Annotated in this window: 12 protein-coding genes; all 12 read left to right on the forward strand. The window is 70.3% G+C overall.

Annotated elements, in window-relative coordinates; genetic code table 11:
- The first annotated feature begins 96 nt into the window (after positions 1-96).
- The 12 genes from K343_RS0104120 (at position 97) to flgL (ending at position 12,383) form a co-directional block, all read left to right on the forward strand.
- The gene (locus K343_RS0104120) at positions 97-1,026 is read left to right on the forward strand and encodes a chemotaxis protein (protein ID WP_028006970.1); all 930 of its coding nucleotides are present in this window, start codon (positions 97-99) and stop codon (positions 1,024-1,026) included.
- Positions 1,027-1,113: 87 nt separating this feature from the next.
- Positions 1,114-1,491: a flagellar basal body rod protein FlgB gene (gene flgB, locus K343_RS0104125; RefSeq protein WP_028006971.1), complete on the forward strand. Its 378-nt coding sequence runs from the start codon at positions 1,114-1,116 to the stop codon at positions 1,489-1,491.
- Positions 1,492-1,513: 22 nt separating this feature from the next.
- Positions 1,514-1,921 carry a flagellar basal body rod protein FlgC gene (flgC, locus tag K343_RS0104130; RefSeq protein ID WP_028006972.1) on the forward strand — a complete coding sequence of 136 codons (408 nt, stop codon included), beginning with the start codon at positions 1,514-1,516 and terminating at the stop codon, positions 1,919-1,921.
- An 8-nt stretch (positions 1,922-1,929) separates the two neighbouring features.
- Complete coding sequence (locus K343_RS0104135) at positions 1,930-2,601, forward strand: flagellar hook assembly protein FlgD (RefSeq protein WP_028006973.1); 672 nt, start codon at positions 1,930-1,932, stop codon at positions 2,599-2,601.
- Positions 2,602-2,619: 18 nt separating this feature from the next.
- The gene (gene flgE / locus K343_RS0104140; protein WP_028006974.1) at positions 2,620-3,834 is read left to right on the forward strand and encodes a flagellar hook protein FlgE; all 1,215 of its coding nucleotides are present in this window, start codon (positions 2,620-2,622) and stop codon (positions 3,832-3,834) included.
- Positions 3,835-3,989: 155 nt separating this feature from the next.
- Positions 3,990-4,733, forward strand: a complete 744-nt coding sequence (locus K343_RS0104145; RefSeq protein WP_028006975.1) for a flagellar basal body rod protein FlgF — start codon at positions 3,990-3,992, stop codon at positions 4,731-4,733.
- Positions 4,734-5,047: 314 nt separating this feature from the next.
- A complete protein-coding gene (gene flgG / locus K343_RS0104150) occupies positions 5,048-5,833 on the forward strand; it encodes a flagellar basal-body rod protein FlgG (RefSeq protein WP_028006976.1) in 786 nt (261 codons plus the stop codon).
- On the forward strand, positions 5,830-6,504 hold the full coding sequence (flgH, locus tag K343_RS0104155; protein WP_028006977.1) for a flagellar basal body L-ring protein FlgH: 675 nt from the start codon (positions 5,830-5,832) through the stop codon (positions 6,502-6,504). Before flgG ends, flgH begins: the two co-directional genes overlap by 4 nt.
- Before the next feature lie 19 nt (positions 6,505-6,523).
- Positions 6,524-7,663: a flagellar basal body P-ring protein FlgI gene (locus K343_RS0104160; RefSeq protein WP_051277937.1), complete on the forward strand. Its 1,140-nt coding sequence runs from the start codon at positions 6,524-6,526 to the stop codon at positions 7,661-7,663.
- Between the two features lie 682 nt (positions 7,664-8,345).
- The gene (gene flgJ / locus K343_RS0104165; RefSeq protein WP_028006979.1) at positions 8,346-9,293 is read left to right on the forward strand and encodes a flagellar assembly peptidoglycan hydrolase FlgJ; all 948 of its coding nucleotides are present in this window, start codon (positions 8,346-8,348) and stop codon (positions 9,291-9,293) included.
- Between the two features lie 10 nt (positions 9,294-9,303).
- Positions 9,304-11,172: a flagellar hook-associated protein FlgK gene (flgK, locus tag K343_RS0104170; protein ID WP_028006980.1), complete on the forward strand. Its 1,869-nt coding sequence runs from the start codon at positions 9,304-9,306 to the stop codon at positions 11,170-11,172.
- A gap of 14 nt (positions 11,173-11,186) precedes the next feature.
- The gene (gene flgL, locus K343_RS0104175; RefSeq protein ID WP_028006981.1) at positions 11,187-12,383 is read left to right on the forward strand and encodes a flagellar hook-associated protein FlgL; all 1,197 of its coding nucleotides are present in this window, start codon (positions 11,187-11,189) and stop codon (positions 12,381-12,383) included.
- Positions 12,384-12,574 lie beyond the last annotated feature (191 nt).

Below are 12,574 nucleotides of genomic sequence, written 5' to 3' on the forward strand. Positions count from 1 at the left end.
GGCGAGGCAAGTGCCGTGCCCGCGCCGCGCCCGTGCCGCGCTCAAGTCGGAAGCGCCGGCGCCGATACCCGGGACAGCGCTTCCCGGCTCGACGTCATGGCTACCGGACTTCTCGAAAGCATCGCCCGCAGTACCCAGCTCGCCGGCCACAACCGGCTGGCCCTGTTGCTGTTCCGGCTCGGCCCGCGCCAGATTTTTGGCATCAATGTCTTCAAGGTGCAGGAAGTCGTGCGCACGCCGCCGCTGACGCGCATGCCGGGCGCGCATCCGCACATCCTCGGCGTCGCCGACCTGCGCGGCCGCATCGTGCCGGTCATCGACCTGCGCGCGGCGATCGGCGCCGAGGGCGAGTCGGCCGCCGCCGGCCATCTGATCGTCGCCGAGTTCAACCGCTCGGTGCAGGCGTTTCACGTCGCCCAGGTCGAGCGCATCGCCCACCTCGACGTCGCCGAGCTGCGCACGCCGCCGGAAGGCGCCGGCGACGGATATCTGACGGCGGTCACGCACTACCAGAACCAGCTGGTCGAGATCATCGACGTCGAAAAGGTGCTCGCCGAGATTCTCGGCGGCCCGCGCGCGCTGACGGCGTCGATCGGCGACAGCGCCCGCCAGCTCGACGCCGGCGGCCTCAAGGTGATGGTGGTCGACGATTCGCGCGTCGCGCGGGCGCAGGTCGAACGCGTGCTGCGCGAGCTGGGCCTGGCCTCGATCGAGGCCGCCGACGGCGCCGAGGCGCTGGCCCGGCTGCGCGAGATGGCGGCCGCGGCGCCGCTCGCCGAACAGCTGCTGATGGTGATCTCGGACATCGAGATGCCGACGCTCGACGGCTACCGCCTGACGACGGAAATCCGGCGCGACGCCGCGCTGCGCGATCTGTACGTGCTGCTGCATACCTCGCTGTCGGGCGTTTTCAACAATGCCATGGTCGACAAGGTCGGCGCCGACCGCTTCATCGCCAAGTTCAGCGCCGACGAACTGGCCGGTGCGGTGCTCGCGCGCCTGCACGAGGTCCTGGCCTCGGCCTGAGCGGCGTTTGCGCCGCGCGCGACGGCCGGCGCGGCGTCTGGCACATGGCTTGCCTCGGGGGTGCAGACCCACGAGGAGCCGTCGCCGATGGCCATCGACTACGCATCGTTCGGAATCCAGGAGCAGGCGCTGCAGGTGCAGCGGCGCCGGCTCGAGCTGATCGCCGCCAACATCGCCAATGCCGACACGCCGGGCTTCCAGGCGCGCGATCTGGATTTCCGCAGCGTGCTCGCCGGCGCGCAGAAAGCCGCGGCCGGCGGTGCCGACGGTGGCGCGGTGACGCAGACGCTGACCCAGGCGCAGCCGCAGTACCGCGTGCCGCTGCAGCCGGCGGTCGACGGCAATACCGTCGACGTGCAGGTCGAGCAGGGCCAGTACGCCGACGCGGCGCTGCGCTATCAGGCCAGCCTCAATTTCCTCGACGGCAAGATCAAGAGCCTGATCACCGCGATCACCGGCCAGTAGCCGGCGGCGCAGGAGACCGACCATGTCCTCGTTCCGCATCTTCGATATCGCCGGCAGCGCGATGAGCGCGCAGTCGGCGCGGCTCAACACGGTGGCCAGCAACCTCGCCAACGCCGATGCCGTGTCCGGCAATCCGGACGAGGTCTACAAGGCGCGCCTGCCGGTCTTCAAGACGCTGAGCGAGCCGGGCAGCCAGGACAGCGCCGGCGTGCAGGTGCTCGGCATCGTCGAAAGCCAGGCGGCGCCGGAAAAGCGCTACGAGCCGGGCCATCCGCTCGCCGACGCCGACGGCTACGTCTACGCGCCGAACGTCAACGTCGTCGAGGAGATGGTCAACATGATCTCGGCCTCGCGTTCCTATCAATCCAGCGTCGACGTGATGAACACCGCCAAGGAACTGGCGCTGCGCACGCTCACGCTCGGCAAGTAAGCCCCGCCATGACCGCCACCAGCAACGTTGCCGACAATCCCTACAGCGCGCTCGGCCTCGGCCTGCAGAGCAGCAGCCAGAGCGGCAGCAACGCGCTCGGCCAGGACGCCTTCCTCAAGCTGCTGACCACGCAGCTGCAGAACCAGAATCCGCTCAAGCCGGTCGACAACACCGAGTTCCTCGGCCAGCTCGCGCAGATCAGCACGGTGTCCGGCGTCGAGAAGCTCAACGATTCGTTCGCCGAGCTGTCCAGCTCGCTGAGCAGCTACCAGACGCTGCAGGCCGCGCAGCTGGTCGGCCACGACGTGCTGGTGCCGAGCAGCGCCGGCTATCTGCCGGCCGGCGGCACGCTCGACGGCGCGGTCGCGGTCGGCAGCAGCGGCCAGGTGCTGGTCGACGTGCTCGACGCCAGCGGCAGCGTGATCCGCACCCTCGACCTCGGCACGCAGAGCCAGGGCGTCGCCAATTTCTCGTGGGACGGCAAGAACAATGCCGGCGAGACGCTCGACGCCGGCACCTACAAGCTGCAGGCGCGCCTCGTGCAGGGCACGAGCGAAAGCGCGCTGACCACCTACGCCACCGGCGCCGTGCAGAGCGTGCAGCTCGGCGCCAGCGGCCTGACGCTCGACCTGCAGGGGCTCGGCGCGTTCTCGCTCTCCGACGTCCTGCAGATTCTCTAAACGAGAGGAACACCGAAAATGCCTTTCCAGATCGCGCTGTCCGGCCTCAACGCCGCTTCGTCCGACCTCAACGTCACCGCCAACAACATCGCCAACGTCAACACCACGGGCTTCAAGTCCTCGCGCGCGGAGTTCGCGGACCTGTTCCCGATCTCGGCCTACGGCCTGTCGTCGACGGCGACCGGCGTCGGCGTGCGCACCTCGCGCGTCGCCCAGCAGATGACGCAGGGGCCGATCAACACGACCAGCAACACGCTCGACCTGGCGATCTCCGGCGAAGGCTTCTTCACGCTGTCCGACAACGGCTCGATGGTCTACACGCGCGCCGGCGCCTTCGGCACCGACAAGAACGGTTATGTCGTCAACGCCGCCGGCCAGCGCCTGCAGGTGTTCCCGCCGACCTCGAACGGCAGCTTCGACACGGCGCGGCTCGCCGATCTGCAGCTGTCGACCTCGACCAATCCGCCGCTGGCGACGAGCGGCATCGACGCCAACGTCAACCTGCCGTCGAGCGCCAGCGCGCCGACCACGACGCCGTTCGACGCGACCGATCCGGCCAGCTACAACTACACGCGCTCGACGCAGGTCTACGACTCGCTCGGCACCGCGCACCAGGCGGCGCTGTACTTCGTGAAGGGCGCGACCGCCAACAGCTGGGACGTGCACGTGCAGATCGACGGCGCCGACGCCGGCTCCAGCACGCTGACGTACTCGGATTCCGGCACCCTGCTGACGCCGGCCAACGGCCAGATCGCACTGCCGACGTACACGCCGACGAGCGGCGCGGCGGCGATGAACCTGAGCCTCGATCTCGGCAAGTCGACGCAGTACGGCGAGGACTTCGCCGTCAACAGCCTGACGCAGGACGGCTACACGACCGGCTCGCTGACGACGATCGAAATCACCGCCGAGGGCATCGTCCAGGCGCGCTACACCAACGGTCAGGCGACGCCGCTCGGTCAGGTCGCGCTGGCGCGCTTCCCGAACCCGCAGGGCCTGCAGCAGCTCGGCGACACCGGCTGGGGCGAGACCTTCGCCGCCGGCCAGCCGATCCGCGGCGGCGGCGATTCGCCGAACTTCGGCGCGATCCAGTCCGGCGCGCTCGAAGGCTCGAACGTCGATCTGTCGGCGCAGCTCGTCAACATGATCACCGCGCAGCGCAACTACCAGGCGAACGCGCAGATGATCTCGACGGCCGACCAGATCACGCAGACCATCATCAACATCCGCTGAAGACAGACGCGCTGACGATGACGACGTCGCCCGCCACCGCGAAATCCTCACCGAGCGCCGTCCGCCGCGGTTCCGCGGCGGCGCGCGCCGGCGCTGCATCCGGCTCGCGGCGCCATGGCGGCGCCGCGGTCGCGGACCGCTGACGGAGAACTCCCATGGACCGCGCGCTCTACGTGGCGATGACCGGCGCCAGCGAAACGCTGCGCCAGCAGGCGATCAACAACCACAATCTCGCCAACGCCTCGACCACCGGCTTTCGCGCCGAGCTGTTGGCCAGCGCCGCGGCGGCGGTGCAGGGGCCGGGCCTGCCGACGCGCGTCAACGCCGCGGCCGGCACCGCCGGCTGGGATTCGCGCAGCGGCGGCATCCAGCAGACCGGCCGCGAACTCGACGTCGCGCTCGCCGAGGACGCCTGGCTGGCGGTGCAGGGCCGCGACGGCCGCGAGGCCTATACCAAGGCCGGCGACCTGCAGCTCGACGCCAGCGGCCAGCTGCGCACCGCGTCCGGGCTCGCCGTGCTCGGCGACGGCGGTCCGATCGCGCTGCCGCAGGCGCAGGGCCTGACGATCGGCGGCGACGGCACGATCAGCATCCAGCCGCTCGGCAGCGGCAGCGAGACGCTCGCCGCCGTCGGCCGCCTGCGCGTCGTGCGCGCCACGCCGGAGCAGCTGCAGCGCGGCGACGACGGCCTGATGCGCAGCCGCGACGGCACGCCGCTGGCGCCGGCCAGCGGCAACGTCGTCAGCAGCGGCGCGCTCGAAAGCAGCAACGTCAATCTGCCGGAGACGATGGTCAACATGATCAGCCTCGCGCGGCAGTTCGAGCTGCAGACCAAGCTGATGAAGACCGCCGAGGACAACGCCGCCGCGTCGTCGACGCTGGCGCGGATGACCGGCTGAACCGGCAAACCGTCGGCGCCCCGGGCGGCGGACCGTCCCGGCCGGGCGCCTCGCGCCTGCCGCCGGCGGCAAGCGCCGCCGGCACGGCGTTCCGGCGCTCCGGCGCTCCGGCGTTCCGGCGCCACGGTGGCGGACCCGCGCGGCGGACCCGCGCCGCCAACCCGATCCCGTCCGTTGCGCCGCGGATCACCGCGCCGCTCTCCGCTATCCACTTTGCGCTTTTTGCGCGCCGCGCCGGCTTTCCGGCACGCGCGGCGCTGGTCCGGAACTTGTAGAGCCGGTGACAGCAGACGAAATCCCGTCGGAGCTCAGCCATGAATCAGGCCCTGTGGGTCGCCAAGACCGGACTCGATGCGCAGCAGACGCGCATGAGCGTCGTGTCCAACAATCTCGCCAACGTCAACACGACCGGCTTCAAGAAGGGCCGCGCCGCGTTCGAGGATCTGCTGTACCAGACGGTACGCCAGCCGGGCGCCCAGACCTCGCAGCAGACGCAGGCGCCGACCGGCGAGATGCTCGGCACCGGCGTGCGCGTGGTCGCCACCGAGAAGAGCTTCACGCAGGGCAATCTGTCGCAGACCGGCAACGCCCTCGACGTCGCCATCGACGGCCGCGGCTTTCTTCAGGTGCAGATGCCGGACGGCACGCTGGCCTATACGCGCGACGGCAGTCTCAAGCTCGACAGCCAGGGCCAGCTCGTCACGTCCAGCGGCTATCCGATCCAGCCGGGCATCCAGATTCCGACCGGCGCGCAGAGCATTTCGATCAGCGCCGACGGCATCGTCTCGGTGCAGATCAGCGGCGACGCGCAGCCGCAGCAGGTCGGCCAGCTGCTGACCGCCGACTTCATCAATCCGGCCGGCCTGCAGCCGAAGGGCGAGAACCTCTACACCGAAACCGCCGCCAGCGGTTCGCCGCAGACCGGCGCGCCGTCGCAGAGCGGCTTCGGCTCGCTGGTGCAGGGTTCGCTGGAAGCCTCGAACGTCAACGTCGTCGAGGAGATGGTCAACATGATCGAGACGCAGCGCGCTTACGAGATGAACTCGAAGGCGATCGCGACCACCGATCAGATGCTGCAGTTCGTCACCCAGAACCTGTGAACGCCGTGACGCGCCGCTCCGCAGCGCTGCTGCTGCCGCTCCTGCTCGCGGCCTGCGCCGGCGCACCGTCGCGCGAGCCGCTCGAGGTGCCGCCCGAGGCCGCCGTCGCGCCGCAGCCGGCGAGCGACGGGGCGATCTATGCCGCCGGCGCCGGCATCAGCCTGTTCGAGGATCAGAAGGCGCGCCGCGTCGGCGATCTGCTGACGGTACAGCTGGTCGAGAAGACCAGCGCCGAGAAGAAGGCCAACACCAGCACCAGCAAGAAAACCAGCGACAGCATCGCCAACCCGACGCTGTTCGGCCGGCCGCTGACGGTCAACGGCACCGGCGTGCTCGGCTTCGATCTGGGCTCGGATCAGTCGTTCGCCGGCGGCGGCGCATCGACGCAGTCGAACACGCTGTCGGGCTCGGTCACGGTGGTCGTCACGCGCGTGCTGCCGAACGGCAATCTGGTCGTGCGCGGCGAGAAGCAGCTGTCGCTGAACCAGGGCACCGAGCGCGTGATGCTCGAAGGCATCGTGCGGCCGGTCGACATCGGCGCCGGCAACACGGTCAGCTCGGATCGCGTCGCCAACGCGCGCATCCGCTACGCCGGCAGCGGCGCGGTCGCCGACGCCAACGCGATGGGCTGGCTGGCACGCTTCTTCAATTCGGTGCTGTTCCCGTTCTAGAGATCGCCCGGAGACCGCCATGCGCTTCCTGCTCGCCCGCCGCCATCAACGCCAGCTGTGCGTGGCCCGTCTGCTGCTCGGCACGCTGCTGCTGGTGCCGGACCCGGCGCGCGCCGAGCGCGTCAAGGATCTGGCGGCGGTCGAGGGTGTGCGCAGCAATCCGCTGATCGGCTACGGCCTGGTCGTCGGCCTCGACGGCACCGGCGACCAGACCACGCAGGCGCCGTTCACGACGCAAAGCCTGAAGTCGATGCTCGCGCAGCTCGGCATCACCGTGCCGAGCAACGTCAATCCGCAGCTCAAGAACGTCGCCGCCGTCGCCGTCAGCGCCGAGCTGCCGGCGTTCGCCAAGCCGGGCCAGCAGATCGACGTCACCGTGTCCTCGCTCGGCAACGCCGGCTCGCTGCGCGGCGGCGCGCTGCTGATGACGCCGCTGAAGGGCGCCGACGGCCAGGTCTACGCGATCGCGCAGGGCAATGTCGTCGTCGGCGGCCTCGGCGTCTCCGGCAAGGACGGCTCGCGCGTCACCATCAACGTGCCGAGCGCCGGCCGCATCCCGAACGGGGCGCAGGTCGAGCGCGTCGTCGCCAGCAGTTTCGCCGCCGCGCCGGAGTTGCGCTTCAACCTCCATGCTCCGGATTTCACCACCGCCGCACACATGGCCAAGAGCATCAACGCCGTGCTCGGCGGCGAATTCGCCAGGGCTCAGGACGCGGTGACGATCAGCGTCGCCGCGCCGGCCGATCCCAGCCAGCGCGTCGCCTTCCTGTCGGTGCTCGAGAACATCGAGGTGGCGCCGGGCGAGGCGGCGGCGCGCGTGGTCATCAATTCGCGCACCGGCACGGTCGTGATCGGCAGCGGCGTGCGCGTGATGCCGGCGGCGGTCGCGCACGGTTCGCTGGCGGTGACGATCTCGGAGAAGCCGCAGGTCAGTCAGCCGGGTGCGTTCAGCGAGGGCCAGACCGTGGTCGTGCCGCGTTCGCAGATCGAGGTGACGCAGGACGGCGCCGGCCGCATGTTCGTGTTCGACGCCGGCGTCAGCCTCGACGATCTGGTCAAGGCGGTGAACCAGGTCGGCGCCGCGCCGGGCGATCTGGTCGCGATCCTGGAGGCGCTGAAGGAAGCGGGCGCGCTGCGGGCGGAGCTGGTGGTGATCTGATGGGCGCGCGCAGGACAGTGCGGGCGGCGGACATTCGGCACGGTGCGGAGCTTCGGCGGGTCGGCATGTGTGTGGCTGGCGCCGCACACGCCGTCGCTCGATCCGTCGGCGTTTTCGCCTTGACGGCGACCTACTTTTCTTTGCGTGCCCAAAGAAAAGTAGGCAAAAGAAATGCACCCCTGGCTCACGCGCCCCGCTACGCGGGGTTCCCTGCGATGCTCGCCGGCCCGGCCGGCGCTGAAACTCGCGGTGCTGCGCACCGCTCAAACAGTCAGCGCCGGACAGCCCCGGACCGGCTGCGCTTCTCGGCGCTACGCAAAGGGGACCCAAAGGCGAACAGCAAAGCGTGCTCGCCGCGAAGCTCTGTCGTTGCTTTTGCCGTACGGGTCCCCTTGGGAGGCGGCGAGAAGCGCAGGCGCGAAGGGAAACAAGCGGCCGAGTGTCTGAGCATCGCGCAGCGATGCGAGTTTCGGCCGCGCCCTTCGTGCCGAGCATCGCAGCGGACCGGCGCGCAGCGCCGGCGCCGACCCAGGGGTGTGCTTTCTCTTGGTTACTTCTCTTTGCACAAGCAAAGAGAAGTGACTCGCGCCTCAGCGCGAAATCAAAAGCCCGATCAGGCCGTACACCTGGCGCGGCGTCCACATGTGCGGCGGCTGCGGGCGAACGCGCGCGGAGTCGCCGCATGAGCGCCCGCCCCACCGACAGCATCACCGATTTCGGCCAGTTCAACGCCCTGCGCCGCGGCGCGCGCGCCAACGACGAGGCGGCGGTGCGCAAGGCCGCGCAGCAGTTCGAGGCGCTGCTGACGCAGCAGATGCTCAAGAGTGCGCGTGCGGCTTTGCCCGGCGATCCGCTGACCGGCGGCGGACAGACCGATTTCTATCAGGACCTGTTCGACCAGCAGATGGCCGTGCACCTGTCGTCCGGCAAGGGTTTGGGCCTGGCCGATCTGCTGGTGCGCCAGCTGCGCGGCCACGACGCGGCGGCGGGCGACGATGCGCAGTCGAGCGGCTCGCTGCCGTCGGCATCGACATCGACATCGACATCGAGATCGACGTCGACGTCGACGCCGGCGACGAGCGCGGCGCCGGCCGCGACCGCCGCGCCGCCGGCGAGCGGCGCCGCTTCCGGCAGCGACGCGCGCAGCGCCTTCGTGCAGGCGATCCGCCCGCACGCCGAGCGCGCGGCGCGCGAGCTGGGCGTGCCGGCACGCGTGCTGATCGCCCAGGCCGCGCTCGAGACCGGCTGGGGGCGGCACGCGATGCGCGGCGCCGACGGGCAGCCGACGTTCAACTTTTTCGGCATCAAGGCCGATAAGCGCTGGGAGGGAGGCGAAGTGCGCACGACGACGACCGAATACGTGGACGGCCAGGCGCAGCGCCAGCGCGCCGACTTCCGCACCTACGCCTCGGCCGGCGAGGCCTTCGACAACTACGTCGATTTCCTCAAGTCGAACCCGCGCTACACGCAGGCGCTGCGTCATGGCGGCAGCGCCGCCAATTTCGTGCACGGCCTGCAGCAGGCCGGCTATGCGACCGATCCGGCCTACGCCAGCAAGATCCTGCGCATCGCCAACGGGCCGGCGATGCAGCTCGCGCTCGGCGATGCCGGCGACACGCTGAGCGCCTGAGGAGCCGCCGATGAGCGATCTGCTTTCGACCGGCGTGTCGGCGCTGCTGGCCTACCAGACGGCGCTGAACACGACCAGCCACAACATCGCCAATGCCAATACCGAAGGCTATTCGCGCCAGCGCGTCGATCTGGTCTCGCGACTCGGCTCGGGCGCCGGCAGCGGTTATGTCGGCTCCGGCGTCAGCGTGCAGTCGGTGCAGCGCATCACCGACGCGCTGGTCAGCGCGCGGCTGCAGACCAGCAACTCGGCCTATGCGCGCATCGACGCCTACAACAGCTACGCCGCGCAGATCGACACGCTGCTGTCGGACAGCGGCACCAGTCTGACGACGCCGCTGAAGTCCTTCTTCAGCGCCGCCAGCCAGCTGGCGTCGACGCCGGCGTCCAGTGCCGCGCGGCAGACCGTGCTCGGCGCGGCGCAAAGCGTCGTCGACCGCTTCTCGACACTGCAGTCGCAGCTCGACACGCTGGACGCGCAGGTCGACCAGTCGCTGCAGTCGACGGTCGCCGAGATCAACGACTACGGCAGCGCGCTGGCCAAGCTCAACGAGCAGATCGTCAACGCCCAGGCGCAGTACGGCGGCCAGCCGCCGAACGACCTGCTCGACCAGCGCGACGCGCTGGTGCAGAAGATCGCCAGCCGCGTCGGCATCTCGACGGTGACGCAGGACGACGGCAGCCTCAACGTCTACGTCGCCAGCGGCCAGGCGCTGGTGCTCGGCAGCAAGGCGACGGCGCTCGGCACCGCGGCCGACGCCTACGGCAGCGGCCGGCTCGACGTCACCTACAACGGCCAGCCGGTCACCGCGCAGCTCAGCGGCGGCACGATCGGCGGCCTGCTCGATACGCGGCGCGAGCTGATCGATCCGACGCGCAACGAACTCGGCCGGCTCGCCGCCGGTTTCGCGCAGGCGGTCAACGCGCAGAACGCGGCCGGTGTCGATCTGGACGGCAATCGCGGCAGCGATCTGCTGACGATGCCGTCGGGCAAGGCGCTGCCGGCCAGCGCCAACGCCGGAAATGCCGGCCTCTCGGTCGCGATCGCCGACGCCGGCCAGCTCGGCACCTCCGATTACGTGCTGAAGTTCGACGGCAGCGCCTGGACCGCGACCGACGCGCGCAGCGGCGCCAGCGTGGCGCTGAGCGGCAGCGGCAGTGCCGCCGATCCGTTGAGGCTCGGCGGCGTGGCGATCACCGTCAGCGGCAGCGCGCAGGCCGGCGACAAGTTTCTCGTGCAGCCGACCGCCGATGCCGCCGCGCAGCTGGCGCTGACGACCGGCGATCCGAGCCGCATCGCCGCGGCCAGCGCCGTCAGCGCCAGCGCGGCGAGCGGCAACAGCGCCGGGCTCGGCGCGATCGCGGTCAGCGACGCGTCGAATGCGGCGCTGACCGATCCGGTGACGATCCGCTTTATCGACGCCAACACCTATCAGATCAACGGCAGCGGCAGCTATGCGTACAGCGCCGGCAGCGCGATCAGCGTCAACGGCTGGTCGCTGACGCCAAGCGGTACGCCGGCGGCGGGCGACAGCTTTTCGGTGCAGCAGACCGGCGCCAACAGCAGCGACAACCGCAACGCGCAGGCGCTCGCCGCGCTCGGCGGCCGGGCCTTGTTCGGCATGGACTCGCTGAACGCGGCGCAGTCGGCGCTGACCACGCGCGCGGCGACCGCCGCCCAGCAGGCGAGCCTCGCGCTCGATGCGCAGAGCGCGGTGCAGACGCAGGCCCAGGCCGCGCGCGAGTCGGTGTCGGGCGTCAATCTCGACGAGGAAGCGGCGGACCTGATCCGCTTCCAGCAGGCCTACCAGGCGGCGGCGCAAGTGATCGCCACCGCCAACGAAACCTTCCAGGCGCTGCTGCAGGCGGCGCGCGGCTGAGGCGGAGAACCGGCATGAGAATCTCGACCGCGTGGCACTACCAGCAGGGCGTTGCCGAGATGCAGCGCCAGCAGAACGCGCTGGCCAGGACCCAGACACAGCTCAGCGCCAACCAGAAGTGGCGCACCGCCGCCGACGATCCGGCCGGCTGGGCGGCGGCGCAGAACTACGATCAGCTGCTCGCGCAGAACCAGCAGTACACGCAGGCGGCGCAGAGCGCGCAGGCGCGCCTGCAGCTCGGCGAAGACAGCCTCGCCAGCGGCATCGGCCTGCTGCAGCACGTGCGCGAGCTGGTCGTGCAGGCCAACACCGCGTCGCAGTCCGACAGCTCGCGGCAGGCGATCGCCAAGGAGCTGGTCAGCATCCGCGACCAGCTGCTGGCGCTGGCCAATACCAGCGACGGGCAGGGCCGCTACCTGTTCGGCGGCGCCGACGACGCCGAGCTGCCGTTCAGCTGGAACGGCAGCAGCGCCGATTACGCCGGCGACCAGACCACGGTCAGCGCGCAGATCGGCAGCACGCGTTATGTTGCCCAGAACGATCCGGGCGATGCCGTCTTCATGGGCCTGAAGACCGGCAACGGCCGCTTCGCGGTCAGCGCCGCGGCCGGCAATACCGGCGGCGCGGCGCTGACGAAGGCCAGCGTCAGCGACGCCGCGGCCTGGGACGGCGGCTCGTACACGCTGCGCTTCAGCGACGCCGGCCACTACGAGATCGTCGACGGCGGCGGTGCGGTGCTGCAGAGCGGCAGCTATGCCGACGGTGCGTCGATCGGCTTTCGCGGCACGACGCTGGGCTTCAGCGGCACGCCGGCGGCCGGCGATCAGTTCACGCTCGGGCCGTCGACGACGCAGGACGTGTTCGCGCTGGTCGACGGTCTCGCCACGCTCGTTGCCCAGCCGCAGGACAGCGAGGCGCAGCGCGCGCAGATCCAGACGGCGCTGCAGCAAGGCCTGACGGCGCTGCAGGGCGCCGAGGATCACTTCGGCGACGTGCGTTCCGGCATCGGCATCCGTCTCAATGCGATCGACGACGCGCTCGACGTGTCCGCCGCGGTCGGCGAGCACGCCACCAGCGCCGCGTCCGATCTGCGCGACCTCGACTACGCCGACGCGATCGCGCGCCTGCAGCTGCAGATGACGACGCTGGAAGCCGCGCAGCAGGTCTACACCAAGGTCCAGGGTCTGTCGCTGTTCGACTACCTGCGTTGATGTCGCGCGCCTGACCGGATCTTCATGCGCGCCGGTCGCGCTTTCACGGCTTCGCCACGAAGCTGAAACAGCCCCCGCTTACCTTGCGCCCCGCGATGTTCGCGCGCATGCCGTAGCGCCGCGCGACGCAACCGTTGCCGCACCGCCGCCTCGATGGTCGGCGCGCGGCGCTGCGGCTGTGCACGTCGCCA

The organism is Solimonas flava DSM 18980, assembly GCF_000426685.1.
GTDB lineage: Bacteria > Pseudomonadota > Gammaproteobacteria > Nevskiales > Nevskiaceae > Solimonas > Solimonas flava.